A 25,329-nucleotide genomic window follows, 5' to 3' on the forward strand; every position below is an offset into this window, starting at 1 on the left:
CCATCGATGAAAGCAACATCGATGGCGGTCGATATAGATCATCGTTGATAATGGGGCCATGACCGTCATGACACCCGACAGTGCCGCGCTGCACCCCGAGGACGCCGAGACCTACGCCTCCTGGTTCGCCTGCCTGGCCGAACCGATGCGTGTGCGCCTCCTGCACGCCATCGCCACCGGCCCCGGTTCGCTCAGTGTGGGTGCGCTCGCTGACGCGGTCGGTCTGCGCCAGCCCACCGTCTCCCACCATCTGCGCAAACTCGCCGACGTGGGCTTCGTGACCCTGACCAAGGTCGGCACGTCCACGCACGTGGCGATCAACCAGGCCTGCTGCGCCGGCCTGCCGCACGCCGCCGACGCCGTCATGGGACTCCTGGCCTCGCGCCCGTGCTGCCCCACCGATCTGCCCGCCGACGTGACCGTCCGGGCGATGGCCCCCCAGGACGTCGACGACGTGCTGCGGATCTACGCGGAGGGGATCTCCACGGGGCACGCCACCTTCGAGACCGAGGCGCCCCACGCGCGCGACGTGGAGGCCCGGTGGCTGCCCGCGCACCGCTGGGTGGCCGAAGCCGAGGGCCGGGTGGTCGGCTGGGCGGCGGCCTCCCGCGTCTCCGCCCGCGAGGTGTACGCGGGGGTCGCCGAGACCTCCGTCTACGTCGCCGAGGACGCACGCGGGCGCGGGGTCGGCAAGGCGCTGATCCACCGTCAGGTCACCGAGGCCGACGCGGGCGGGCTGTGGACGCTCCAGACCTCGATCTTCCCGGAGAACAAGGCGAGCCTGGCCCTGCACCACTCGGCGGGCTTTCGCACCCTCGGCGTGCGCGAACGGATCGGGCGGCACCACGGGGTGTGGCGCGACACCGTCATGCTGGAGCGGCGCAGGCCCGACCAGGAGCTGGAGGCCGCGCGGTCCACGGTGTGCGACTGCGACTCCGGCGGCGCGGAGGCCTGAGGCGGGTCCGGTCAGCGGGTCGGATCGACGCCCAGATCCGCGAGGAGCCCCTCTACGAGTCCCCGGATCTCGTCCCGGATGGGGCGCACGGCCGCCACGCCCTGACCCGCCGGGTCCGGCAGCGCCCAGTCCAGGTAACGCTTGCCGGGGAAGTACGGGCAGGCGTCGCCGCAGCCCATGGTGACGCACACGTCGGAGACCTCCACGGCCTCGGCGGTCAGGACCTTGGGCCGCTGGTCGGCGATGTCGATCCCCACCTCCCGCATGGCCTCGACCACCGCCGGGTTGACGGTGTCCGCCGGGGCCGAACCCGCCGACCGCACCTCGACGCGGTCGCCCGCGAGGTGACGCAGCCAGGCGGCGGCCATCTGGGAGCGGCCGGCGTTGTGCACGCAGACGAAGAGGACGGAGGGCGTGTCGGCCATGGGGATCTCCCGGCGGTCGGAGTGTCGCATCAGCTCTGGCTGATATGACATTATCAGTACATGCTGACATCAGCCGACACTGATCTGATCCGCGTGCTGGGCGACCCGCTGCGGCTGCGCGTCGTCTCCCTGCTCGCCCACGAGACGCTGTGCACCACGCACCTGGTCGAGGAGACCGGCGCCAGGCAGACCAACCTGTCCAACCACCTGCGCGTCCTGCGCGAGGCCGGGGTGGTCGAGACCGAGCCGTGCGGGCGCTACACCTACTACCGCCTCCGCCCCGAGGTTCTGGAGGGCCTGGCCGGCGCGCTCGGCGAACTCGCCGCCACCGCCCGCGCCACCGGCGCGGCCGACCGGCGGAGGCCCTGCGCGTGACCCGCACCCCCTCCCCCTCAGCCCCCGCCTCCGTGTCCGTCGCCGCGCGCCTGTCCGCCCTCGACCGCTTCCTCGCGGTGTGGATCCTCCTCGCCATGGCCGTCGGCCTGGGCCTGGGCCGTGTGGTGCCCGGGCTCGACGGCGCTCTGGCCGCGCTGGAGGTGGGCGGCATCTCCCTGCCCATCGCGCTGGGCCTGCTCGTGATGATGTACCCCGTGCTGGCCAAGGTCCGCTACGACCGCCTCGACACCGTCACCGGCGACCGCGCGCTGCTCGTCTCCTCGGTCGTGGTCAACTGGGTGGTCGGCCCGGCGGTTATGTTCGCGCTGGCCTGGATCTTCCTGCCCGACCTGCCCGAGTACCGCACCGGGCTGATCATCGTCGGCCTGGCCCGTTGCATCGCCATGGTGATCATCTGGAACGACCTGGCCTGCGGCGACCGCGAGGCCGCGGCGGTGCTGGTCGCCCTGAACTCCGTCTTCCAGGTGCTCGCGTTCGGCCTCCTGGGATGGTTCTACCTCGACCTCCTGCCGGGGTGGCTGGGCCTGGACTCCTCCGGCCTGGACGTCCCGGCGTGGGGGATCGCGCTCAACGTCGTGATCTTCCTCGGCGTCCCGCTGCTCGCGGGCTACCTCACCCGGCGGATCGGCGAGCGGCGGATGGGCCGGGAGCGGTACGAGTCCGCGTTCCTTCCACGGATCGGTCCGTGGGCGCTGTACGGCCTGCTCTTCACCATCGTGCTGCTGTTCGCCCTCCAGGGCGGCGCCATCACCGACCGGCCGTGGGACGTGGCGCGGATCGCGCTGCCGCTGCTGGTCTACTTCGCCCTCATGTGGTTCGGCTCCTTCGTGTTCGGCAGGGTGATCGGGATGTCCTACGACCGCACCGCGACGCTGGCCTTCACCGCCGCGGGCAACAACTTCGAACTGGCGATCGCGGTGGCCGTCGCCACCTTCGGCGTGACCTCCGGACAGGCCCTGGCCGGGGTGGTGGGGCCGCTCATCGAGGTGCCGGTCCTCGTCGCGCTGGTGTACGTGTCCCTGGCCTGGCGACGCCGCTTCCCCGGGGCCCGGACGGGAGCGACCGCTCCTCGGTGACAGGACTGTCACCGTCAGGTAAGGCGGGGGCGGCCACGGAACCGGGCATGCCGACCCGTGGCCGCCTCCACGTGCGCGGAGTCACATCCGGGCTCCGGTCGGAGAAATCGCTGGTCAGCGAGTGCGGCATCCCGCACGGGATCGCCTGCTCCCCGGCGGACGCCGACCGCTGAGGGGCCCGGCGCCGGGCCACGCGGAACAGGGCATCCCGGTCCGGGGGCGCCCGGAGGGGGTGAGACGATGGGGCGGAGATGTCCGAGAGCCAGCCGTGCCGTCCGCTGCGCGCCGGGGTGTTCACCCTGGTGTGCGCGAGCCTGTCCGCGCACGGGCACGCCCTGACCTCCGGACACGACGTCCCCGTCGCCGGTCTCGTGCTCGGCGCGGTGGTGGTCATGGCCGTGGCGTGGGCCGCCGCCAAACGCCGCCACGGCCCGCTGGTCCTGGCCGGATGGATGCTCTGGGGCCAGTTCGCCCTGCACCTCGCGTTCAGCTACACCCAACTGCGGGGCGGCGGACACGGCGCTCACATCGCCTCGGCCCAGAACCCCTCCCTGGCCACCGACACGGCCGCCTACTCGGCCAACGTCGCGGACTCGGCGGCCAACGCCTCGCTGTCGACCTGGCAGATGCTCGCCATGCACGTCGTGGCCGCCCTGGTCAGCGCGTGGTGGCTGCACCGCGGGGAGAACGCCCTCTTCGCCTTCCTGGGCTTCATGGCGCTCACCCTCCTCCCGCTCCTGCTCGTCCTCGGGCGGGTGCGGATCCTCCCCGAGCCCACCCTCGGCCGGGGACCCTGGGGCGACGAGGAGCGCTCCCAGCCCCTCCTGCCCTACCTCCGGCACACCCGGATCCTGCGCGGCCCACCCCTGGCGCCGCGCACCGCCTGAGTATCCGGCGTCCCACCGCACACGCCCCGACCGCGCTGCCCCCGGCACCGCGTCGGTCCGCCGTGCGCCGTGACCCCCGAGTCCCGGTCGCTCCCGATGCCCAGGTCGTGCGCTGTCACCCGGTGGCCTCCACCGGACACCACGAACCCAGACATCCCCCGCGCCCGCGGTCGAGCCCGCGGACGGCCCTCGCCGTCCGCCGGTCCGCCGACCCGCGCGGTGACCGAAGGAGCACTCGTGCCCACGCTCGTCGAGACACGGCCCCCCGTACCCCTGGACAGACGCCTCCCCTCCCCGACCGAACCACGCCCGGAACCGTTCCCGGACGACCGCCCGGAGCGGGAGGACCTGACCCTCCTGGCGCTGCGGGCCAAGGAGGGCGGCATGGAGGAGATGAACTCCCTGTTCTCCCAGACCCGGGACCACGTCGCGCGGTTCATCGCGCGCCGCGTGGACCCCTCCTGGGTCGACGACCTCACCCAGGAGACCTTCTCCCGCGCGATGCACGGTCTGGCCCGCTACGAGGGCCGTGCCCCGGTCCGCTCCTGGCTGCTGTCCGTCGCCCGGCACACCGTCGCCGACCGCTACCGCTCCCACGGCCGCGCCCCGCGCCACGAGCCCGTGGACGACTGGTCGCGGGTCGCCCCCGGAGCCTCCCCCGGACGGTTCGACGAGTACCTGGCCCTCCTGGACCTGCTGAAGGCGCTGCCCGAGGACCGGCGCACGGCGTTCGTCCTCACGCAGATCGAGGGGATGCCCTACGCCGAGGCGGCCAGGGTCATCGGCGTGCCCATCGGCACGGTCCGGTCCCGGGTGGCGCGCGGGCGCCGCGACCTGCTGCGTCTGTTCCACGAGGCCGCCTGACCCCGACGCCTCGGGCCGTGCCGTGCGGCCCGTGACCGACCGAAGGCCGCGCGCGCCCGCCGCGCGCGGCCCCACCACCAAGGAGACAGATGACACCCCGCCCCCTCCGCCCCGCGCGCTGGCTCACCGCCGCCGCGGCGGCGGTGCTCGCCCTCACCACCGCCTGCTCCGCGGGCGCCTCGGCGGCGGACGCCGAGTACTACCTCGACCTGTCCGATGACCCGATGGCCGCCTCCACCGCGGAGCTGACCACGGTCGACGGCGACGCCTGGACCTTCGCCGACGTCGCCGACGACCGACTCACGCTGCTCTTCTTCGGCTACACCAGCTGCCCCGACGTGTGCCCGATGACCATGGCCGACATCGACCTGGCCCTGGACCAGGCGGGCGAGACCGCCGAGGAGTTCGACGTCGTCATGGTCTCGACCGACCCCGCGCGGGACACCGACGAACAGCTGAGGACCTGGCTCGACCGCTTCGACCCCGCGTTCCAGGGCGTGCGCGGCGACGTCGACACGACGGTCGAGGCCGCCGCCGACTACGGCATCGCGATCGAGGCCCCGCAGGAGACCGAGGGCGAGTACCTGGTCACCCACGGCGGGCGGATCGTCGTCCTGCTGCCCACGGGCGAGGCGGCGGGCATGTTCGACGAGGGCACCGAGGCCGACCAGATCGCCGAACTCCTGCCGACCCTGCGGGACGACCTCCTGTGAGCGACGCCAGGGGGGATCGCCGACGTGTCTCCCGGCGCGGCCTGCTGTCCGCGGTCGGCGCGGCGGGGCTCACCGGGCTCGGCGCGGGCGGTCTGGGCGGGTACGCCTCCGCCGTCGCGGTCGGCGCCGCCGTCGACGACGGCTCCGCTCTCGCCTCCGTGCACGCCCGGAGCGGCCCCGAGGCGGGACGGCCTCCGGCGCTGCGCACCCCCACGCCCGCGCACGTCCAGATCCTGGGCGTGGACGTCCGGGGCGACGGGGCCGAGGCCGTGCGCGCCTCCGCCCGCGAGGTGCTGGACGTCTGGACCGGGGAGGCGGCGGCCCTGCACGAGCGGGGGCTGGCCGCGATCGACGAGGGAGCGCCCTCCGGGGGGCTGCGCCCCGCGTCCCTGGGCGTCACCGTCGGCCTGGGCGGATCGCTGCTGGACCGGGCGGGCCTGGCCGACCGCCGTCCGCCCCACCTGGAGGACCTTCCCGCGTTCGGCGCCGACGACCTCGACCCGGCCTGGTGCGGCGGCGACCTGATGCTGCACGTGGGCGCCGAGGACCCGATGGTGGTCAGCTCGGCCGTCGAGTACCTGCTGCGCCGGGCCGGGGACCGGATCCGGGTGCGCTGGGCCCTGCCCGGGTTCCAGCGCTCGCCGGTGACCGCCGAGGACCACACCGCGACCCCGCGCAACCTCATGGGCAGCGTCGACGGCACGGTCAACCCGGAGCCCACCGAGCCGCTGTTCGACTCCCAGGTCCTGGCCGCGCACCCCGAGGAGGCGCTGGCGTGGATGGACGGCGGCTCCTACGTCGTCGTGCGCCGCGTCCGCATGCTGCTCGACGACTGGTTCGCGCTGGAGACCGGGGAGCGGGAGGCGGTGATCGGCCGCCGCCTGTCCGACGGGGCCCCGCTCGGCGGCGACCGGGAGGACGACCGGCCCGACCTGGCGGCGCGTGGCGACGACGGGGAGCCCGTCATCCCGCGCGACGCCCACATCCGCCTCGCCAGCCCGGAGAGCACGCTGGGCGCGCGGATGCTGCGGCGGGGGTTCAACTACGACCTGGGCTGGGACGCCGGGGGCCGTAGGCAGGCGGGCCTGCTCTTCACCGCCTGGCAGGCCGATCCGCGGTCCGGTTTCACGGCCGTGCAGACCAACCTCGACCAGGGGTCGGACGCCCTGAGCGCCTTCATCCGGCACGAGGGCAGTGCCGTGTTCGCGGTTCCGCGCGTGTCCGAGGGCGGATCCGGCCTGGCCGGAACGCTGCTGTGAGAGACCACCGACATCGGCCGGGAACCCGTGCGGGGGCTTCGGCGACTCCACAACCGAGCGTCGGAGCGCACCGGCTCCCGGACGACACCAGACCACGAGGGGGACGAGGAAGCATGTCGAGTGAAGGGCCGAGACGCCGCGTGTCGGGCGCGGCTGCGGTGGGTTTGGCCGCGCTCCTGACCGTGACGGCCTGCGCGGGTGAGGAGCCCGCGGAGCAGGACGCGGCGGCCGGCGCGCACGAGGCTGAGCGGGGCGCCGCCGAGGGCGGGGACCTGCACGTCTCCGGCGCCTGGATGCCCGAGCCCGCCAACCCGGAGGTGGGCGCGGTCTACCTGCGCGTGGAGAACGGCGCCGAGGCCGACGACGCGATCACGGCGGTGACCGCCGACGCCTCCGACGACGCGGCCCTGTACGCCACCGAGACCACCGACTCCGGGGCCTCGATGATGCGCGCCGTCGAGGAGATCCCCGTGCCGGGCGGCGGATCGACCGAGCTGATGGAGGGCGGCTACCACGTCATGGTCAACGACCTGGCCGAGCCCCTCGCCGTCGGCGACCAGGTCACGCTCACCCTGACCTTCGCCAGCGAGCGGGAGGTGGAGGTCACCGTCCCCGTCCAGCCGATGACCGCCGGAGACGGCGGGGAGGACGCGCACGAGGGGCACCACTAGGTTCGCCGCCGCCCCGACGTCCGGGGCGGCGGTGGGGCGACGGCGGCGCTCGCCGTGCCGCGTCCGTGGTCGCTTCGGCCACCGGGGACGCGCCACGCCGAGCGGACCACGCCGACGGGCCCGTCCCGTCCGTGGGGTCGCCCACGCGCGCCCCGGGCGGCGAGACCGCCGCCCGGGGCGCCCGATCGTCCGGGCGAACCGGAACCGATCCCGCGAAATCGGGATTCGGGAACTCCGCGCGGTGTCCCGACGACTCCTGTCGGGAAGGAACCGTCCAGCGGAAGGCGGGTGCCGCGTGCCACCACCGGGAGCCAGTATCCGGATCGAGTCGCTGTCCTGCGACCACGGGCCGGTCAGGGCCGTGCACGAGGTCGATCTGGACATCCGGGCGGGCAGCCGGGTCGCCCTGGTCGGCACGAACGGCTCCGGCAAGTCCACCCTGGTCCGCGCGGTCCTCGGACTCCACCGGTCCACCTCCGGCACCGTCGCCGTCGACGGACACGTCGCCCGCACCTCCCGGGACTGGGCCCGCCGCCGACGCGAGTGCGCGTGGATCCCGCAGCGCCAGTCGGCCGGATCCTTCCCGCTCCTGGTCCGCGAGCTCCTGGACAGCGGCGGACGCGGCACGGAGCGCGCCCGCGCCGCCGCCGACGACCTCGGCGTCGGCCACCTCCTGGGTCGACCGGTCGCCACCCTCTCCGGGGGACAGCTCCAGCGCGTGCACCTGGCGCGCGTGATCGGGCGCGTCGACGCCGGGGCCCGCGTGGTCCTGGCCGACGAGCCGACCGCCGCGCTCGACTTCGACGCCCGCCGCGACGCCGCCCGCCACCTGCTCTCCCTGGGCGTGACGACCCTGGTCGTCACCCACGACCCCGACCTGGCGGCCGACTGCGACCGGCGGCTGGAGATGGCCGCGGGTCGGCTCCGGGAGGTCGCGTGATCGACGCGGACACCCTGACCGCGCTCCTGACCATGCCCGCCGTCCAACGCGCCGGGCTGGGCCTGCTCCTGGGCGCGGTCGGCCTCCCCCTGGTCGGGGTGATCATCGTCGGGCTGGACATCATGCCGGTCCGCTTCGCGATGATGCACGTGGCCCTGCTGGGCATCGCCGTCGGACTGCTCACCGGGGCCGACCCCACCCTGTGCGCCCTGGTGGCGTGCGCCTGCGCCGGGGCGGCCGTCAGCCCCCTGGCCGACCGCCCGGGCGGGCTCTCCGGCGGCATGGGGCTGCTCATGAGCCTGGCCATGGCGGCGGCCCTGCTGCTCATCGCGGTCTCGGGGGCCAACGCCGCCAGCGCGTTCGCCCTGCTGTGGGGCTCCATCCTGTCGGTGCGCACCGTCGACCTGGTCATCCTCGGCTGCCTGGCCGTGGTCGTCCCCGGTCTCCTCGTCCTCTTCCGCCGCCAGCTCGCCCTGCTCCTGCACGACCGCGAGCTCGCGCTGGTCAGCGGCGTGCGTGTCCGCTGGTTCACCCTCGTCCTGCTGGTGATCGTCGCCGTCGCCGTGGCCGGGGCGATCCGGTTGACCGGCGCGCTCCTGGTCGACGCGCTGACCATCCTGCCCGCCCTCGCGGCCCGCCGCCTGGGCGCCTCGCTCGCCTCGATCGCGGTCTGGGCCGTGGTGTGCGGTCTGGTCAGCACCGTCGTCGGCTTCGCCCTGGCCCTCCTCCTCGACCTTCCCCCCGGACCGGTCCTGGTCCTGACGGCCGGGCTCCTCGCCGTGGCCGCCCACCTCCTCCCCGAAAGGAAACGCCGCGCATGGCACCGCACCCCGCACCCCTCCGACCCCTCGCACTGACCTCGGCCGCCCTGACCTCCGTCGCGCTGCTGCTCAGCGGCTGCGCGGCCGGTGCGGAGCCCGGTGACCCGACGGGGAGCGCCGACGACACCGCCGCCGAGGGGCCCGCGGTCGTGGCGACCACCACCTGGCAGGGCGCCTTCGCGACCGCCGCCGGGGCCGAGGACGTCACGGTGATCGTGCCCGCCGACGTCCAGCACGCCCCCGAGTACGAGCCCTCCCCCTCCGACCTGGCCGCCGTGGCCGAGGCGGACTACGTGCTGTACAGCCCCTTCGAACCGTTCGCGCGGCAGATCACCGACGCCGCCGGGGGCGACGCGGAGACGGTCGAGGTGGACCTGGACAACGCACCGGAGACCATCTCCGCCGAGGTCACCCGCCTCGGCGAGCTGTTCGGCACCGCAGAGGCCGCCGAGGGGTGGCTGGAGGACTTCGACGAGGAGCGGCGGCGGATCGCCGAGGAGCTCGCCGGGCAGTGGCCGGACGGTGAGGCCCCGCGCGCCGTCGCGCAGGTCTACGCCACCTGGGCCGCCGAACTGGCGGGGGCGGAGCTGGTCGAGACCTACGGCCCCGAGCAGCTGGGCGCGTCCGACGTGGCGGGGCTGGCCGAGGCCGAGCCCGCGTTCGTGTTCGAGAACACGCACATGTCGGCGGGACGGGTGCTGCCGGACTCCGACGCGCTCCAGATCGGCGTGGTCAACTACCCCGGCGAGGACCTGGACCTGGTCGCGCTGTACGAGACCAACGCGCACGCCATCGCGGAGGCGTTCGCGGGGCGCGAGGCCGAACCCGGCGCCGGGGGCCACGGCGACCACTAGGGGCTCCCATCCGTGGTGGTGGGGGAGAGGCGGAGCCGGTCGGCCGACCCGAGGGCGCGCCCCTCTCCCCCAGCACCGAGTCCGGCTTCCCCCTGGGGGCGGGGCGCGGTCAGTCGACCAGCGCGCGCAGGGCGTCGCGGTCCACCTTGCCCGCCGCCGTCAGGGGCAGCCGCTCGACCCGGACCACCCGTTCCGGACACTTGAACGCGTCCAGCCCGCCCTCCTTGAGGTGCACGGCGAGCGCGTCGACGTCGGGCGGTTCCTGGCCGCCGCGCGGCACCAGGGCCGCGACCAGCCGTTCGCCCATGAGCGGGTCCGGGATCCCGAAGCAGCAGGCGTCCGCCACGTCCGGGTGGGCGCGCACGGCGGCCTCGACCTCGACCGGGCTGATGTTGGCGCCGCCCCGGATCACCACGTCCTTGAGGCGGCCGACCACCCGCAGGAGGCCCCGGTGGTCGAGGACGCCCAGGTCACCGGTGCGCACCCAGCCCTCGGCGGTGCGGTGGCGCCCGTCGAGGCCCTCCTCGCCGACGTGGCACAGCGGGGTCATCGGTCCCAGCGCGATGATCTCGCCGGTCGCGCCCGTGGCGACGTCCCGCCCCTCGGCGTCCACCACGCGGATGGACACGACACTGGAGTCGGGCCGCCCCGCCGGTCGGCCCGGCCCCGACTCGTCGCACGGGTCGCCGTCCAGACCCGTGTGGCAGTTGACGCCGTCCGCCGACCCGTAGAGGTTGACCACGGACCCGCCGAACGCCTCGCGCGCCCGCCGCGCCGTGTCGGCCTCCAGCGGCGCGCCGCCCAGCACCAGCACCGCGCCGTCGCCGGGGCGGGGGCACCGGTCCAGGTCGAGCATCATGCGGATCATCGTGGGCACGCCCAGCACGTGCGTCGGGCGGTGCTCGCCGATCGTCGCCAGCGCCCGCTCCGCCTCGAAGTGGTCGTTGAGCAGCAGCGTTCCGCCGTGCCGGGCCAGGACCACCGACGTGGCGTTGCTGCCGAACGCCGACCCCAACGGGACCAGGAAGTGCGCCCGGAACGGCTCGGCGTCCCGCCGCAGGGAGGCCATGAAGTTCCCGCGACCGCCCGCGAGGGCGTCGTGGGAGTAGGCCACCATCTTGGGCAGGGCCTCCGACCCGGAGGAGACCAGGATCCGGGCGGCGCCGGAGGCGTCCACCGCGGGCAGGTCGGACTCCCGGGCCGGGCCGTCGGTCGTCGAGAGGAACCGTCCCCGGGTGTCCACGCCCACCACCCACCGCAGGTCGGGCAGGCGGGAGCGCAGCGTCTCGGCGGTCCGCACGGGGGAGCGGCCCCGGTGCTCGGTGGCGGCCACGAGGACCGCCGCCCGGCCGCCGCGCAGCAGGGCCTCGACCTCCGACGCGCCGCGCCCCACCGGGAACGGGAGCGCGACCGCGCCGACCGCCGCGACGGCCAGCTCGGTGGCCACGGCCGCCGCCTGGTTGGGGAGTTGGACGGCGACCACCTCACCGGGGCGCACGCCCAGGTCCATCAGCGCCCCGGCCACGCGCAGGACCTCGCGGTGCAGGGCCGCGTACGAGACCCGGCCGTGGTCGTCGACGACGGCGTCCCGGTCGGGGTGGGCCAGAGCCACGGTACGGAACAGCTGGTAGACGCCCATGCCGAGGTAGTGGCCCTCGCTTCTCCACCGTTCGCGCAGGCGGGCGGGGACCAGGTCGGGGAATCGGCTCGGTTCGGGGGCGGTGGCCGGGACGGGAACGGCGGGGGTGTGGGGCGTCGTCATGAGATCCTCCACGGGGAGTCGACCGCCAGGAGACCATCGGCGGTACGGGAGAGCAGGGGGCCCAGACGCGGGTCGTGTTCGAGGCCGGGCAGGTCGGTGGTGACCGTGTGGCCGTCCGGATCGGGGGTCCCGGTCCGGCGGGCCCCGCGCAGCAGGTCGGCCGCCGCGCGCAGGGAGCTCTCCACGGCCACCGCCGATCCCAGGCGTTCGCGGGTCAGCAGGGCGGCGGTCACGGCCTGGGCGCCGAGGAAGCCGCCGAGGACGTCGAGCACGGTCATCAGGGAGGCGACCGTGGTCCGCCCGGGGGTCGGGGCGGGGGCGGTGAGGCCCTCGTGCGCCTGGACCATGAAGTCCGTGCCCGGGGGCAGGCCGTCGGCGGGGCCGCCCCACCCGGAGGTGTAGGCGTACACCAGGCGCGGGTTGGCCCCGGTCAGGGCCGCCGCGTCGAGACCGAGCCGTTCGGCGTTGCCGGGGGCCCAGTTGTGCAGGAAGACGTCGGCGTCGCGGGCCAGGTCGCGCAGGTCGCGGCGGCCCCGGTCGCTCTTGATGTCCACCTCGACGGCGTCCTTGCCGTGGTTGAGCGCGAGCCACCGCGCCGACAGGCCCCGGCAGACGGGCGGCATGCCGCGCAGGGGGTCGCCGCCGGGCGGTTCGATCCGGACGACCGTCGCGCCGAGCGCACGGAGCAGGTGGGCGGCGAGCGGGGCCTGGATGCGGCGGCCCGCCTCCAGGACGCGCAGCCCGGCGAGGGGGAGACGGCCGGGGTCCGCCGTGGGACCGGGGCGGGCGACCAGACACGAGGCGTCGGTGGGCAGGGGGCGCAGGGTCCAGGGCGGTCGCTCCCCGGCCCGCTCCCGGGAGTGCCGAGGGGCGTCCGTGAGGCGGACGAGACCGACACCGGTGCGTTCGGCGGCGGCGAGGACGTCCGCCCAGGAGCGCGCGGCGGCGGCCGAGCGCAGCTCGTCGGGCAGGGGGGCGCAGGCGGTCGCGTAGCGGAACTGGAAGGGGGTCCAGCCCGCGCTGATCGCGCGCCTCGGTGCGTCCAGCTCGGTCCAGAACCGGCCCCAGAGTTCGGGGGCGAGGGCCTCGATCTCGAAGTCCACGCCGTCGCCGCTGGTGAACGTGGCGGTGCCCGGGCTTTGGGTGACGGCCTCGCCGTCCTCGGTGGCCGCGGCGGCCAGGTACTGGGAGACGGTGACCAGGGCGCACGCCTCGGCGCTGGTGTGGACGGTACCGGTGTGCCCGGTGCGCAGACGCAGGAGCTCGGCGGCCAGGAGACCGGTGACGTGGGCGGTGGCGGCGACCGTGCCGACGTAGGCGAGGGGCAGGGGTTCGGGGGCGCCGTGGCGGCGGCCGTGGACGGCCATCAGCCCGGCGCGGGCCTGGAGGTCGGTCTCGCCGTCGTCGTGCGCGGGCCAGTCCAGGACCGCGCGGGCGCCGTGGGGAAACCGGAGTCGGGAGGGGCCGGGGGCGCCGTCGGTCGGGGTGTCCGGCAGGTCGGCGCCGAGGGCGCGGAGCTGGCGTGCGGTGTGGCGGTGCGGATCGCCGCCTCCGTCGCAGGTCAGGTCCGTTCCCGCCAGGGGCGGTGGGGTGAGGGGAACAGTGGAGGTCATGGATGTGCCTCGCGAATTCTGTCCGGAGGATGTGGGTTGGGGAGGGATGGGGGGAACTCGTGGATCGTCCGCTTCGACCTTTCTGTCGCACAAGCAGTCGCCGTCCGGGGCCGGGTGGTTCCCGCGCGGCCGGTCGAGGAGGAGGCGGTGACGGTGGGGCGGGAGTTGTCGGACGGGGTGTCGGTGCTGGTCGGCAGGGTGCGCGACTTCGTGGTGCGCGAGGTCGAGCCCTGGGAGGACGTCCTGGACGGGGGCGGGGACCGGGCGCGGGAGCGACGTGAGGAGCTGAGGGGGCGCGCGGTTCGGGAGGGGCTGTGGGCGCTGCCGTTGCCCGAGGGGCTCGGCGGGGGCGGCCTCGGGTGGGCCGAGTACGCGCCCGTGGCCGAGGCCGAGGGACGGAGCGACCACGGGCCGTCCGTGCTCGGGTCGGCGGCGCTGCTCGACGTGCGGACCCTCGACGCGCACGCGACGCCCGCCCTGCGTGAGCGCTACCTGGAGGGCCTGGTGTCGGGGCGGCTGCGGGCGTGCTTCGCGATGACCGAACCGGGGGCGCGGGGATCGGATCCGGCCACGGTCGCGACCACCGCGACCCCGGACCCCCGGGGTCTCCGGGTGCGCGGGGCGAAGTGGTTCGTGACCGGGGCCCGGGACGCGGACCTGGTCATCGTGGTGGCGCGCACGGGTCCGCCCGGCCCGCGCGGTCGCGACGGACTGACCGTCCTGGCGGTGCCCGCCGAGGCCCCCGGGGTGCGCGTGGTGCGGGAGTTGCCGGTGTGGGGTGTCGGCGGGCAGTACGAGATCGCCTTCGACGACGTGCTGGTCGACGCCGACCACGTGCTGGGCGAGGTCGGTGGCGGGTTACGCGTGGCCGGGTCCCGCGTCGGGCTGGGACGGACGCTGCGGAGCCTGCGGTGGATCGGGCAGGCGGAGCGGGCCTTCGAGCTGCTGCTCGACCGGGCCCGCGACACCGAGCGGGGGACGCCCGCGCTGGGGGAGTACCAGCTGGTGCGGGGGTCGGTGTTCGAGGCGCACCTGGCCCTGACCTCGGCGCGGTCCCTGGTGCGGGCGGCCGTGGCGGCGGTGGAGGACCCGGCCTCGGACCCGGGACGCACGGCGGTGGCGACGGCCAAGGTGGCGGCCGCGCGGGCGCTGTCGACGGTGGCCGACGCCGCCGCGCAGGTCCATGGGGCGGAGGGGTTGGGTCCGGACACGCCGTTGCCGCGGTTGCAGCGGGTGGCGCGCCAGGCGCGGGTGTTGGACGGGCCGGACGAGCTGCATGTGTCCGAGGTGGCGCGACGCCTGCTTCGAGGTTGAGGGGGCGGTCGGGTGTCGTGGCCGGTGGCCGGGGTGGTCGTCGCTGTCCGGGGAGGCCCGAGCGAGGCCGGGATTTGGCAGTGTCGTGTGCGCTGGGTGGGGCGAGGGTGTCGTGCGTGGTCGGTCGCGCCGCGCGTAGTTCGGTTGTGTCGCGAGTGTCGATGGGGCGGGTGGGGTGCGCGCGGTTCAGTACCGCCGTTGGGACTGAAGTGGTCAGCGGTCCGGTGAGGGCAGAGTTGAGGACGAGTGCGGTCGGTGGGCGGAGCGCGAGGGTGCGTGCTGTGAGTCTGTGGTGCCGCGTGGCGCGTGTGTTCCGTGTGGCGGCCACGGAACAGCGATCGTCTTGGGGCTGAGGAGTCAGACGAGGTCTTCGGGGACGGTACCCAGCACCATCGCCGCCGCCAGAGCCAGGAAGAAGTTCCCCCACACGGACTCGATGCCGGTGACCAACCCGTCGGCCACCTCGTAGGACCCCTGCCCGAGGCCGTGCGCGCCCACGTGGTCGCGTTCCAGGGCCCGCACGATCGCGTGCGCCCGTGCCCGTGCGGCCGTGGCGCGGCGTGCGCGGTCACCGGCTGGGGCGCCGCCCCGAGGCGAGGCGGTCGCGGTCCGGTGCGCGGGGCCGTGGGCCGCGTCGGCGACCGGAGCTCCCTCGCCCCCAGCCCGTACCGTTCCCTCTCCGTCGTCCGCGGCCGGGTGCGCGGGCCAGGACCACGGTCGCGCGGCGGGGGGCGACTCCAGAGCACGCGCCAGACGCAGCAGCGCGACCGCCTCGATCGCCGCCGCCCCCGTGTCCACCGGCCCCTGCGCGTCCTCCGCGTCGGCCGGGGGCACCAGCGGCGCGTCCGCGTCCAGCACGGTCCCCAGCGCCGGGTCGTCGGGCCCCACGAGCCCCAGCCGCACCGCGTCCGCGAACGCCGCCAGCAGCCACGCCCGCCCCCGCGACCAGTACCGCGTCGGCGCCTCGTCACGGGCGACACCGTCCCCGTCCAACCGCCACACGGGGACCACCGCCGACCCGTCCCAGCACAGCCGCAGGTGCCGCACCAGGTGCGCCGCCCCGGCCGCCGAGATCGACTCCGACACCCCCCGAGCCGCCCGCATCAGCGGCGCCACACCAGGCGCACCGTCCACACGCACGCGATCGCCCGAGCCCCCGAACGCGTCACCCCACGGGATCACCCCGGCCTCACGCGCGAAGCGCTCGCCCAGTGACCGCGCCGCCCGCCCGGCCGCCTCCTCCAGCGCGGCCACACCGCCCGGAACCACGAAGCGGGAGAGCGCGAGCGGGTACCAGAACACCAGCCCGCGCGTGGCCGTGTCCGCCTCGGCCCACACCGCGAGTCCTGCGCTGGCCGTTCGGGCGGCGTCCACACGCGCCGACTCGGGCCGCTCCAGCGCCCGCAGCCACAGCAGCCCCGCCCAGAGCCCGCCGGTCCACGAACCGCGTCGGCTCGTGACCCACGCGTCGTCGGGGCGTCGGAACAGGGGATACCGGCCTGCGAGCCTCGGATGCAGGTCGTCGACGCCGTCGAGGAGGGCGTCGAGGGTCCGTCGCGCCGCCGTCGACGTCGCGTCGGCGGTCACGCCCGTCCCTCCTTCCGCAGCCACGGGGCCGCCGTCGCGCCCGCCGCGAGCAGCGCCAGCGCGGGCCATCCCCACGCGTACGTGTATCCGGCGGTCTCGGCGAGCGCGCCCAGCACCCCCGGCCCCACCGCGAACCCCGCGAAGAACCCCGCCGACACCAGCGCCGTCGCCCGCCCGGCCCGAGGCCCCGGCACGGCGCTCATCACCGCGATCATCGACACCGCGTTCGCCGCCACCGCCAACCCCCCGACCGCGACCGCCGCCGGGTACACCAGCCCCGGAACCCACGCGGCCGCCACCAGCAGCGCGGGACCCAGGACGGCCCCGCCCGCCAGCGGCGCCAGCAGTCCGAACGCCCCCCGTTGACCGGCCCTGGCCGCCCACAGCACCCGCCCCAGGACCCCGGCGACGCCCAGGACCGCCACCACCAGACCCGCCGCGACCGGGGCCAATCCCAGCTCGTCGGCGGCGAACAGCCCCACGTGCGCGTTCATCGACGACACCCCCACCCCCAGGAAGAGCGAGAACACCGCCAACCGCGCCACCAGCCCGCGCGGCAGCGGCTCGGCGTCCGCGCCGCGCGCACCGCCGCCCGGTGCGTCGGGGGCGAGCGTGAGCAGGGCCCACACCGCGAGCAGCAGCGCGACCACGGCGGCCACCGCGACCGCCTCCCGCCATCCCGACCACGCCGCGATCAGCGACAGCGGCACCCCCGCCACCAGCGCGCCCAGCTGCACGCCGGACTGCTTCCACCCGGTCACGCCGCCCCGCCGCTCGGCGGGCACCGATCGCAGGATCGCCTTGTTGGTCGCCGGGTTGGCGAACGCCTGCGGCAGCCCGGACAGCGCCAGCGCCAGGCACAGCGTGACCAGCTCCTGGGACACCGCGAGCAGCCCCAGCCCGACCGCCGCCAAGGCCAGCAGCCCGACCGTGCACCGCCGCGGCCCCCACCGGTCGGTCAGCCGACCGGCCAACGGGGACAGCGCGGCGGCCACCGCGAACCCCGCTCCGACCGCGATCCCCAGCTCCGCGGGGCCCGTGCCCAGGTCGGGCCCGAGCCTCGGCGCCAGCGCCGCGACCGTGAACAGCGGCAGCATCGACCAGGCCATGACCAGGGTCAGCAGGACGGTCATGCCGCCCACGCGCTCGCGCGTCGTCGTGTCCACCGGGCGGGCACGGTTCATCGGGGCTCCAATACGGTCAGGGGGTATTCGCGGTCTCGATCAGTCTCTCATCCAGCTCGCGCGGCCGCTCCACCGCGTCCTCGGCCGAGGCATCCGATCCCTCGCCCGACGCACCGCCGGACCTTCGCGCGCGCCACCCCAGGGCGACGTCCACGGCCAGGAACACCAGCAGTGACACACCGACCAGCGGCACCGCCCAGCCGACCGCCAGCAGCACGACCACCACCGCCGCCCTGAGCGGCGGCGGCAGGGCCCGGAAGGCGCCGCGCGGGTAGGGGCGGCCGACGCCCAGCGCCCGCGACCGCGTGGGGCGCCGCTGCCACCACATCCGGTAGCCCCAGAGGATCACGGCCAGCAGCCCCAGGGTCAGCGCGGTCAGCACGACCTGGTTGACCACCCCGAACAGCAGCCCCATGTGGGCGTCGATCCCCCACCGGGTGAACTTGGCCATCAGCGGGTAGTCGGCGAACCGCACCACGTCGGTGACCTCGGCCGTGTCCGGCGCGATCGCCGCGCTGTCCGCCCGCGTCGGCCAGAGCCGGTCGAGCTGGCTGACCACGTAGGGCGAGGCGGGCGTCTCCGGGTAGGCGACCTCGACCGGGCCGTCCAGCCCGGCGTCCCGCGCGCTGGCCAGCACGGTGTCCACGCCCCGGTCCACGCCGGGTGCGGCGGGCGGTGTCTCGGCGGACACCGACGGGGTCGTCCAGGACATCCGTTCCCGCAGGTCGGCGATGTTCCCGCCGGCGTACTGCGACCACGTCATCCCGGTCGCCGACAGGAACAGCAGGCCCACCGTGATCCACAGGCCGGTGGCGCCGTGCAGCGAGACCGACCGCGCCCGCCCCGGGGACGCCCCCGAGCCCGGAACCAACGCACGCCGCACCCCGGCACGCGAGCGCCGCACGCGGGCGACCCACAGGGCGACGCCGCCCAGCGCGACCACCCACAGCCAGCTCGCCGCGAGTTCGCTGTACAGGCGTCCGACGTCGCCCAGGTGCAGGTTGGCGTGGAACACCTCGATCCACGTGCGCACGGGCAGCGCGCCGCTCGTGCCGTACGACTCGGTCACCCCGAGCACGTCGCCGTCGTAGGGGTCGACGAACACCGCCGCCCGCTGCCCCGGCTCCAACCCGGGCGCGTTGAACAGCACCCGCGTGGCGTCCTCCTCGGTCGTGGGCGGGCGCACCGCGTCGAGTTCGGCGTCCGGCAGTTCCCCCCGCGCCACCCGCACCTGTTCGTGCAGCGGCAGGGTCTCCCCGGCGGGTTCGACGCGCAGCAGGTCGGCGTGGACCGCGTCCTCGATCTGCGGCGTCCACACGTACAGCAGTCCGGTGACCGCCGCGACCAGGATGAACGGGGCGACGAACACCCCGGCGTAGAAGTGCAGTCGCAGGACCAGTGGTCGGAGCGCCGTCCATGCCCCCGGCCGCGCTCGGCCCGCCGCGCTCTCGGGGGGTGTGTCCTTGTCCTGTTCCATGGAGGCGTTCTCCTCGTCGTCGGCGCGCCGCGCCGAAGGTGGTGCTGTGTTCTCCCTGTTCAGGTCGTTCGCGAGGACTGTCCGGTTCCCGCGCCGAAGTGCTTGGCCCCGGGGGCGAGCGCGGCGGCGCCCGGACCGAGGAAGCACAGGACCGCGCACACGACCAGGACCGCCTCGGCGCCGAACGCCTGCGTCGCCGGGGCGATCAGCGCCAGTCCGACCGGGGCCAGACCGTAGGAGAACAGGAAGTCGAGCGAGGAGACCCGGGCGAGCTTGTCCGGCGCGACCTCCCGCTGTGCGGCGGTGAACCACGGGACGTTGAACAGCTCGATCCCGATCCCCGCCAGGACGTAGGCCGCGACCACCGTCCACGGGCTCACGGGGAACAGCAGGCTCAGCGGCGCGAAGCCGTACAGCGCCAGACCCGCCAGCGCCGCCCAGCCCTGGGCGGCAGGTCGCCAGCGCCCGATGAGCACCGCCCCGACCAGGGCGCCGGCGGTGTAGGCGGTCATCGCGCCCGCCAGCACCGCCTCGGTGCCGAACGTGTCGCGGCTGACCACCGGGAGGAGGACGTTGGTCGCGGAGTACCCGGCGGCGATGACGGCGGTCAGCGCGCCCAGCCCGGCGAGGAACCAGGTGTGCCGCCGGGCCTCGCGCAGGCCCTCGGCGAAGTCGGCGACCGGCGACCACCGCCGCTCCGACACCGCGGCGACCGGCTGGGTCGGTGCCCCCTTCGGCGGGGCCAGCGCCGCGACCGCCCACGCCGCGGCCGTGACCAGCAGCAGGGCGCTCGTCCCCAGCAGCGTCGACAGCAGGGCCGTCAGCGCGGGGGCGACCAGCGTCGTCACGCGGACGGAGATGGTGAGCGCCGCGTTGGCCCGCTGGCGTCGGGGTCCGTCGACCACCTCGGCGGTCAGCGCCTGGAACGCGGGTCGGCACGCGCCCTGACCCGCGCCGACGAACACGGCCGCGGCCGCCGCGAGCGCGATGGTCGACGTGCTCACGCCCACGGCGACCACGGGGGTGGCCACCGCCGCGGTGAGTCCCGCCCACAGCACCACCGACCTGCGGGAGAAGCGGTCGGCGAACAGGCCGCCGAGGGGGAGGGCGACGAGGAATCCGGCGGTGCGGGTGGCCAGGGTCAGGCCGAGCCCGACGGCGGTGAGCGATCCGTCCAGGACGGCCAGGCCGAGGATGAACGGCATCGCCCACGTGGCCAGGCCGGAGGCGGTGTTGCCCGTCCACAGCCTGAGGAAGGCCGGATCCAGCAGCACGGACGTGCGCGGTGGGGCGGGGCGGTCGAGGTCGGTCGTCCGGGGGTGGGCCACGGTCGTTCGACGTCCTTTCCATGTGCGGTCAGCGAGGGTGACGGTCGGCGGGGCGGGTTCGGCGTGGTGCCCCGAGCCCGACCGGCGGTCGATCGGCGCCGTCTCCGACGGTGGTTCCCGACACCCTCTGCTGACAACGGTTATCATTTTCATTAAGATAGCGCACGGCTTCCGCCACCCGGACGTCCCGCCCCCGCTCGCACACCCCTCCTCCGATCCCAGAAGGCCGAACGACCATGACCCTCGACGACCTCTTCCGCGACGCCCTCGACCAGGTCGGCGACACCGTGGCCACCAGCGTGTTCTGGCTGCACCACGGCACCCGCCTGGCCGGGAGCGGCACCACCTACCTCAACCAGTACGTCGCCGTCCGCGTCGGCGGGGCCTTCGGGGCCTGTGCGTTCGAGGACGGGGGGATCGCGCCGGACCTGTGTCGCGAGGCCTCGGGCGCGCCCTTGGCCGAGCTGCTGTCCGACGGCCCCCTGCCCCTGCGGATCGCCGCGCTCGACGCCTACCTCGGCCACACCTCCCCCCACCGCGACGACCCCCGCGCCGAGCCGGTCACCCTGCCCGCTGGGACGCCCGAACAGCGCGCCGCGGCCCGCGACGCCGCCATCGCCGAGCTCGCCCCCGTCGCCGAGGGCGCGAAGATCGCGCTGATCGGCGTCGTCAACCCCCTCGTGGCCGCGATCCGCGAGCGCGGCGGCGAGTGCCTGCCCTGCGACCTCAACCTGCGCGCCACCCGGTGGGGCGACCCGATCGCGGAGTCGATGGCGGAGGTGGTCGACGTCGCCGACGCCGTCGTGGCCACCGGCATGACCCTCGGCAACGGCACCTTCGACGAACTCCTCGGGCGCTGCCGCGAGCGCGGCATCCCGCTGTACGTCTACGCCCAGAGCGCGAGCGCCGTCGCCCGCGCCTTCCTCGGGCACGGCGTCGCCGGGGTCTCCGCCGAGCCGTTCCCCTTCTCCCAGTTCAGCGCCGACGCCACCACGCTCTACCGCTACCGGGCCCCGGCCGCCGGCACGGTCTGAGGCCGACGCGGCACCGCCGCGGCCCAGCGCCGAAACCCCCAGTCCGGCCCCCGAGCAGGGCGGGCGCGCGCCCCTCGTCCCTCCCGCGCGCCCGCCCGTCCGCCTGCCACCCCACCCTCACCAAGGAGAACGACCGTGGACGAGCACGTGTCCGACGCGATCGGCCGACCCGACCTCATCGACCTCGGCGGCGGCCTCCTCTGCCTGCGGTTCGAGACGCTCAAGGTGGTCTCGGCCCTGGCCGCGGTCCGCCGCCTCATCGAGACCGGGACCGTCCGTCCCGGCGACACCGTGATCGACAGCTCCAGCGGCGTCTACGCGCACGCCCTCGCGCTGGCCTGCCACCGGTACGGGCTGCGCTGTCACATCATCGGCTCCACCACCGTGGACCGCACCCTGCGCGCGCAACTGGAGATCCTGGGCGTCCACCTGGAGCAGATGGAGTCCACCGACGACCTCAGGCTCGACCAGAACCGCCGTGTCCGCCGGGTCCGGGAGATCCTGGCGGAGAACCCGAACTACCACTGGATGCGCCAGTACCACGACCCCGTCCACTACCTGGGGTACCGGGAGGTCGCCGAGACGATCCGCCGGGAGGCGGGCGGAGGCGGCCTCACGCTCGTGTGCGGCGTCGGGACCGGCGTCTCCAGCGGGGCGCTGGGCGGCTACCTGCGCGAGGCCGACCCGGACACCCGCGTCGTGGGGGTGCAGCCGTTCGGCAGCGTCACCTTCGCCAGCGACGGCGTGCCCGACCGCGACATCATCATCGCGGGCATCGGCAGCGCCATCCCGTTCGGCAACGTCGACCACACCCTCTACGACACCGTGCACTGGACGGGTTTCGAGGCCGCCCTGGCCGGAACGGTCGACCTGCTGCGGCGGCACGCCGTGTTCGCGGGGCTCTCCAGCGGGGCCGCCTACCTGGCCGCGCGGTGGGAGCGTGAGCTCGACCCCGGCCGGACGGTGGTGTTCGTCGCCGCCGACACCGGCCACCGATACACCGACTCGGTGTTCGCCCGGCACCGGGAGGCGGAGGCGGTCGAGGACCTCAAGCCGCTGGACATCGCCGACACCTCCGAACTCCAGCTGCCCTGGGCGCGCATGGAGTGGCACCGGGCCGGAGCGCCGCGCCAGGCCCGGTTCGACCGCACCGCCTGAGCCGCGTCCCCACCACGAACGGGCCCGCGCGGATCGACTCCGCACGGGCCCGTCCCATGTCCTCGCCGCTACGCGTCCAGCTCGCGCAGGTACTCGGCGAAGCCCTCCAGGCCGTCGATGTTGCGCGGGCTGGAGATGCCCTCGTTGTAGTCGAGGATGTAGAAGTCGTCGTTCTGGACGGCGGGAAGGTCGGCGGTGGCCTCGTACTCCCGCAGGAACTCGATCTTGTCCTCGGCGGGCTGGTCCCCGTAGTCGAAGATGATGATCACCTCCGGCTGGGCCTCCACGACGGCCTCCCAGCCCACCTGGGTCCACCGCTCGTCCAGGTCGCCGAAGATGTTCTCGCCGCCCGCGAACTCGATGATGTCGTTCGCCGGGACCTGGGCCGCCGCCGTGAACGGCTGGTCGGTGCCCGAGTCGTAGAGGAACACCGGGACCGGGTCGCCCTCGGGAGCCCGCTCCTGTACGGCCTCGACCCGCTCGCGGTACTCGGCCACGAGCTCCTCGGCGCGCTCCTCGACGCCGAAGATCCGGCCCAGCCGCTCCAGGTCGGTGTACAGGCCCTCGAACGGGGTGTGCCGCTCGGGGAAGTTCGGGTAGTTGTAGCAGGACTCGGCGTGCATGAAGCTCTGGATGCCCAGCTCGTCGAGGATCTCGGGGGTGATCCCGCGCTCGTCGCTGAAGCCCGAGTTCCATCCGGCGAGCACGAAGTCGGCCTCGGCGTCCACCACGAGCTCGCGGTTGAGCAGGTCGTCGCTGAGGAACTCCACCCGCTCGTACTCGGCGGCCCAGGGGGACTCGGAGACCGGCGGGTTGGCGGGCGGCAGGACGTAGCCGTGCACGTGGTCGGTCAGGCCGAGCGCGAACATCTTGTCGGCGCTGCCGCCCTCGTAGACCACCGCGCGCTGCGGGGTCGTGTACTCGACCTCCTCGCCGCAGCGGTTGACCGTGACGGTCGCGGCGGCGGCGTCCTCGGCGCCCTCGACCTGGGCGCCGCAGCCCGCGGTCAGGAGCGCGAGGACGCCCAGTGCCGCGGGGGCGCGCAGTGGTCGGCCGAATCGGTGGCTCATGTGGTGCCTTCCTCTGGTGTGTCGGGGTTGAGGGTGTAGAGGAGCTGGGGGTCTCCGGTCAGGGGGTGGGGGACGACCGTGGCCGTCACGCCGAAGACCCGCTCGATCAGCTCGGGGACGAGGACCTCCCGGGGGGTTCCGGAGGCGACCAGGCGGCCCTCGGACAGCACGCCGATGCGGTCGCAGACCGCGGCGGCCAGATTGAGGTCGTGCAGGACGAGCAGGACGGTGATCCCCGCGCTCCGCACGAGCGAGAGCAGTCCGATCTGGTGCCGCACGTCGAGGTGGTTGGTCGGCTCGTCCAGGACCAGGACCTGCGGTTCCTGCACGAGGCAGCGCGCGACGAGGACGCGTTGGCGCTCGCCGCCGGACAGCGAGAGCACGCCCCGGTCGGCGAGGTGGGCGACGTCCATGCGCTCCATCGCGGCCCGGCACAGCTCCCGCTCGCGCGCGTCGAGGGGGCGGTTGCCCCGCACGTGCGGGGTGCGGCCCAGCGCGACGATCTCGGCGACGGTGAAGTCCAGGTCGCTGCCGCCCTCCTGGGTGAGCGCGGCGACCGACCGGGCGCTCTCGCGCAGGCTCAGCTCGCCCAGGTCCCGCCCGTCCAGCCACACGGTGCCGCGCGAGGGCCGCAGCGCCCGGTAGACGCAGCGCAGTGCGGTCGACTTGCCGGAGCCGTTGGGGCCGACCAGCCCCACCACCCGACCCTTGGGCACCTCCAGCGACAGTTCGCGTACCAGCTCCGCGCCGCCGACGCTGACCGAGAGTCCGTCCACGCGCAGTTCCATCAGCGGCCTCCGAACAGGTAGCCCCTGCGGCGCAGCAGGAGGATGAACACGGGGACGCCGACCAGCGCGGTGATGAAGCCCAGCGGCAGTTCGCGCGGGGCGGCGACCACCCGCGCGACCAGGTCGACCCAGACCATGAACACCGCGCCGACCAGCGGCGCGACCACCAGGACCCGGCGGTGGCCCGCGCCGACGACGATGCGCACGACGTGCGGGACGACCAGGCCGACGAACCCGATCGCGCCGCTGACCGCGACCATCGCGCCGGTCATCAGGGCGGTGAGGACGAACAGGCCCCGGCGCAGGCGGTCGGTGTCCACGCCCAGGCTGGCGGCGGTCTCGTCGCCGAGGGTCATCACGTCCAGGCGGCGGCTGGCCGAGGTGAGCAGCGCGATGCCCGCGACCACGATCGCCAGCACCAGCGGCAGGGAACCCCAGGTGGCCGCGCCGAAGCCGCCCATCGTCCAGAACAGGACGGTGCTGGTGGCCTCGTTGCCGGGGACGAAGTAGACGATCACGCCCATGACCGCCTGGAAGCCGAAGGACAGGGCGACGCCGGTCAGGACCAGGCGCAGCGGCGTGACGCCGCCCGCCGACAGCGCCGCGAGGTAGACGAGCACCGTGCCGCCGAGCGCGCCCAGGAAGGCGCCCGCCGAGACCGCGTAGATCCCGAGCGAGCCCAGGACGCCGAAGACGCCCACCGCGACCGCGCCGACCGACGCCGCCGACGACACGCCCAGGATGAACGGGTCGGCCAGCGGGTTGCGCACGAGCGCCTGGACGGCCACGCCCACGGCGCCCAGCCCCGCGCCGACGGTCGCGGCGAGCAGCACGCGGGGAGTGCGCAGCTGCCAGATGATCTGGTAGCGCGTGACCTCGTCGGCGCCGATCACGTCGCCGGTGGTGCCCGCCCAGAGGTAGCGGAGGGTGTCGAGGGGGGCGACCACCGCCGACCCGAGGCCGATGGCGAGCACCGCGGAGACGGCCAACACTACGGACAGGACGGTGACCGTCCAGGCGGTGCCCGTGCGGCGGCGGGCGGTTCGCGGGGGCGGGGGTCCGCCGACGGTCAGCGGCGGGGTGGTCGGGGGCGGGGTCGCGGTCCGCGCCACGGGGCGCACCTTCCTTCTCGGGTGGGGGAGCGGTCGGCGGT

25 protein-coding genes are annotated in these 25,329 nt (G+C 75.0%); 15 read left to right on the plus strand and 10 right to left on the minus strand.

All coding sequences use genetic code 11. The features are described from left to right. The first annotated feature begins 58 nt into the window (after positions 1–58). Positions 59–955, plus strand: a complete 897-nt coding sequence (locus tag AB0I72_RS09765) for a metalloregulator ArsR/SmtB family transcription factor (RefSeq protein ID WP_358564973.1) — start codon at positions 59–61, stop codon at positions 953–955. An 11-nt stretch (positions 956–966) separates the two neighbouring features. Here AB0I72_RS09765 and AB0I72_RS09770 read toward each other — a convergent pair whose 3' ends face one another. Then, entirely contained in the window at positions 967–1,410 is a 444-nt protein-coding gene (locus AB0I72_RS09770; RefSeq protein ID WP_358564976.1) for an arsenate reductase ArsC, read from the minus strand. A 30-nt stretch (positions 1,411–1,440) separates the two neighbouring features. Here AB0I72_RS09770 and AB0I72_RS09775 point away from each other — a divergent pair, with 30 nt between their 5' ends. The 11 genes from AB0I72_RS09775 (at position 1,441) to AB0I72_RS09825 (ending at position 9,861) form a co-directional block, all read left to right on the plus strand. Continuing rightward, positions 1,441–1,755: a metalloregulator ArsR/SmtB family transcription factor gene (locus AB0I72_RS09775; RefSeq protein ID WP_358564979.1), complete on the plus strand. Its 315-nt coding sequence runs from the start codon at positions 1,441–1,443 to the stop codon at positions 1,753–1,755. After that, positions 1,752–2,852, plus strand: a complete 1,101-nt coding sequence (arsB, locus tag AB0I72_RS09780) for an ACR3 family arsenite efflux transporter (protein ID WP_358564982.1) — start codon at positions 1,752–1,754, stop codon at positions 2,850–2,852. Before AB0I72_RS09775 ends, arsB begins: the two co-directional genes overlap by 4 nt. A gap of 47 nt (positions 2,853–2,899) precedes the next feature. Further along, the gene (locus AB0I72_RS09785; protein ID WP_358564985.1) at positions 2,900–3,025 is read left to right on the plus strand and encodes a hypothetical protein; all 126 of its coding nucleotides are present in this window, start codon (positions 2,900–2,902) and stop codon (positions 3,023–3,025) included. Between the two features lie 78 nt (positions 3,026–3,103). Further along, a complete protein-coding gene (locus AB0I72_RS09790; RefSeq protein ID WP_358564988.1) occupies positions 3,104–3,739 on the plus strand; it encodes a hypothetical protein in 636 nt (211 codons plus the stop codon). Positions 3,740–3,976: 237 nt separating this feature from the next. Next, entirely contained in the window at positions 3,977–4,603 is a 627-nt protein-coding gene (locus AB0I72_RS09795; RefSeq protein ID WP_358564991.1) for a sigma-70 family RNA polymerase sigma factor, read from the plus strand. 89 nt (positions 4,604–4,692) lie between these two features. Further along, entirely contained in the window at positions 4,693–5,316 is a 624-nt protein-coding gene (locus AB0I72_RS09800; RefSeq protein ID WP_358564994.1) for an SCO family protein, read from the plus strand. Next, complete coding sequence (locus tag AB0I72_RS09805) at positions 5,313–6,575, plus strand: Dyp-type peroxidase (protein ID WP_358564997.1); 1,263 nt, start codon at positions 5,313–5,315, stop codon at positions 6,573–6,575. The genes AB0I72_RS09800 and AB0I72_RS09805 overlap by 4 nt, the downstream gene beginning before the upstream one ends. A gap of 113 nt (positions 6,576–6,688) precedes the next feature. Next, on the plus strand, positions 6,689–7,246 hold the full coding sequence (locus AB0I72_RS09810) for a copper chaperone PCu(A)C (protein WP_358565000.1): 558 nt from the start codon (positions 6,689–6,691) through the stop codon (positions 7,244–7,246). A gap of 295 nt (positions 7,247–7,541) precedes the next feature. Continuing rightward, complete coding sequence (locus AB0I72_RS09815) at positions 7,542–8,186, plus strand: ATP-binding cassette domain-containing protein (protein WP_358565003.1); 645 nt, start codon at positions 7,542–7,544, stop codon at positions 8,184–8,186. Next, complete coding sequence (locus AB0I72_RS09820) at positions 8,183–9,043, plus strand: metal ABC transporter permease (RefSeq protein ID WP_358565006.1); 861 nt, start codon at positions 8,183–8,185, stop codon at positions 9,041–9,043. Before AB0I72_RS09815 ends, AB0I72_RS09820 begins: the two co-directional genes overlap by 4 nt. Further along, entirely contained in the window at positions 9,004–9,861 is an 858-nt protein-coding gene (locus tag AB0I72_RS09825; protein ID WP_358565009.1) for a zinc ABC transporter substrate-binding protein, read from the plus strand. Before AB0I72_RS09820 ends, AB0I72_RS09825 begins: the two co-directional genes overlap by 40 nt. Positions 9,862–9,970: 109 nt before the next feature. Here the strand turns inward: AB0I72_RS09825 and AB0I72_RS09830 are convergent, their stop codons facing one another. Continuing rightward, positions 9,971–11,623 carry a class I adenylate-forming enzyme family protein gene (locus AB0I72_RS09830; RefSeq protein WP_358565012.1) on the minus strand — a complete coding sequence of 551 codons (1,653 nt, stop codon included), beginning with the start codon at positions 11,621–11,623 and terminating at the stop codon, positions 9,971–9,973. After that, on the minus strand, positions 11,620–13,236 hold the full coding sequence (locus tag AB0I72_RS09835; RefSeq protein ID WP_358565015.1) for a CoA transferase: 1,617 nt from the start codon (positions 13,234–13,236) through the stop codon (positions 11,620–11,622). Before AB0I72_RS09835 ends, AB0I72_RS09830 begins: the two co-directional genes overlap by 4 nt. Before the next feature lie 147 nt (positions 13,237–13,383). Here AB0I72_RS09835 and AB0I72_RS09840 point away from each other — a divergent pair, with 147 nt between their 5' ends. After that, positions 13,384–14,550 (plus strand): acyl-CoA dehydrogenase, encoded by a 1,167-nt coding sequence (locus AB0I72_RS09840; protein ID WP_358565018.1) that lies wholly within the window; start codon positions 13,384–13,386, stop codon positions 14,548–14,550. Between the two features lie 357 nt (positions 14,551–14,907). On the opposite strand, the gene AB0I72_RS09845 is transcribed toward AB0I72_RS09840, so the two are convergent. From AB0I72_RS09845 to AB0I72_RS09860, 4 genes are read right to left on the minus strand one after another with little or no spacing between them, the layout of a single operon-like run. Beyond that, positions 14,908–16,137, minus strand: a complete 1,230-nt coding sequence (locus AB0I72_RS09845; protein ID WP_358565021.1) for a hypothetical protein — start codon at positions 16,135–16,137, stop codon at positions 14,908–14,910. Next, positions 16,134–17,321, minus strand: coding sequence for an MFS transporter (locus AB0I72_RS09850; RefSeq protein WP_358565024.1), 1,188 nt, complete (start codon positions 17,319–17,321; stop codon positions 16,134–16,136). Before AB0I72_RS09850 ends, AB0I72_RS09845 begins: the two co-directional genes overlap by 4 nt. Positions 17,322–17,337: 16 nt before the next feature. Further along, entirely contained in the window at positions 17,338–18,798 is a 1,461-nt protein-coding gene (locus AB0I72_RS09855; RefSeq protein ID WP_358565027.1) for a PepSY-associated TM helix domain-containing protein, read from the minus strand. 59 nt (positions 18,799–18,857) lie between these two features. Next, positions 18,858–20,072, minus strand: coding sequence for an MFS transporter (locus AB0I72_RS09860; RefSeq protein WP_358565619.1), 1,215 nt, complete (start codon positions 20,070–20,072; stop codon positions 18,858–18,860). 290 nt (positions 20,073–20,362) lie between these two features. Here AB0I72_RS09860 and AB0I72_RS09865 point away from each other — a divergent pair, with 290 nt between their 5' ends. Both AB0I72_RS09865 and AB0I72_RS09870 read left to right on the plus strand, forming a co-directional pair. Next, positions 20,363–21,160, plus strand: a complete 798-nt coding sequence (locus AB0I72_RS09865; RefSeq protein WP_358565030.1) for a DUF364 domain-containing protein — start codon at positions 20,363–20,365, stop codon at positions 21,158–21,160. Positions 21,161–21,295: 135 nt separating this feature from the next. Then, positions 21,296–22,318 carry a pyridoxal-phosphate dependent enzyme gene (locus AB0I72_RS09870; RefSeq protein WP_358565033.1) on the plus strand — a complete coding sequence of 341 codons (1,023 nt, stop codon included), beginning with the start codon at positions 21,296–21,298 and terminating at the stop codon, positions 22,316–22,318. 68 nt (positions 22,319–22,386) lie between these two features. On the opposite strand, the gene AB0I72_RS09875 is transcribed toward AB0I72_RS09870, so the two are convergent. The 3 genes from AB0I72_RS09875 to AB0I72_RS09885 are packed head-to-tail and all read right to left on the minus strand — an operon-like array spanning position 22,387 to position 25,288. Then, a complete protein-coding gene (locus tag AB0I72_RS09875) occupies positions 22,387–23,388 on the minus strand; it encodes an ABC transporter substrate-binding protein (RefSeq protein WP_358565036.1) in 1,002 nt (333 codons plus the stop codon). Continuing rightward, positions 23,385–24,176 carry an ABC transporter ATP-binding protein gene (locus AB0I72_RS09880; protein ID WP_358565039.1) on the minus strand — a complete coding sequence of 264 codons (792 nt, stop codon included), beginning with the start codon at positions 24,174–24,176 and terminating at the stop codon, positions 23,385–23,387. Before AB0I72_RS09880 ends, AB0I72_RS09875 begins: the two co-directional genes overlap by 4 nt. Then, positions 24,176–25,288, minus strand: a complete 1,113-nt coding sequence (locus tag AB0I72_RS09885; RefSeq protein ID WP_358565041.1) for an iron ABC transporter permease — start codon at positions 25,286–25,288, stop codon at positions 24,176–24,178. Before AB0I72_RS09885 ends, AB0I72_RS09880 begins: the two co-directional genes overlap by 1 nt. Positions 25,289–25,329: the final 41 nt, after the last annotated feature.

It is taken from the genome of Nocardiopsis sp. NPDC049922 (genome assembly GCF_040660275.1).
In the GTDB taxonomy this organism is placed as follows: Bacteria; Actinomycetota; Actinomycetes; order Streptosporangiales; family Streptosporangiaceae; genus Nocardiopsis.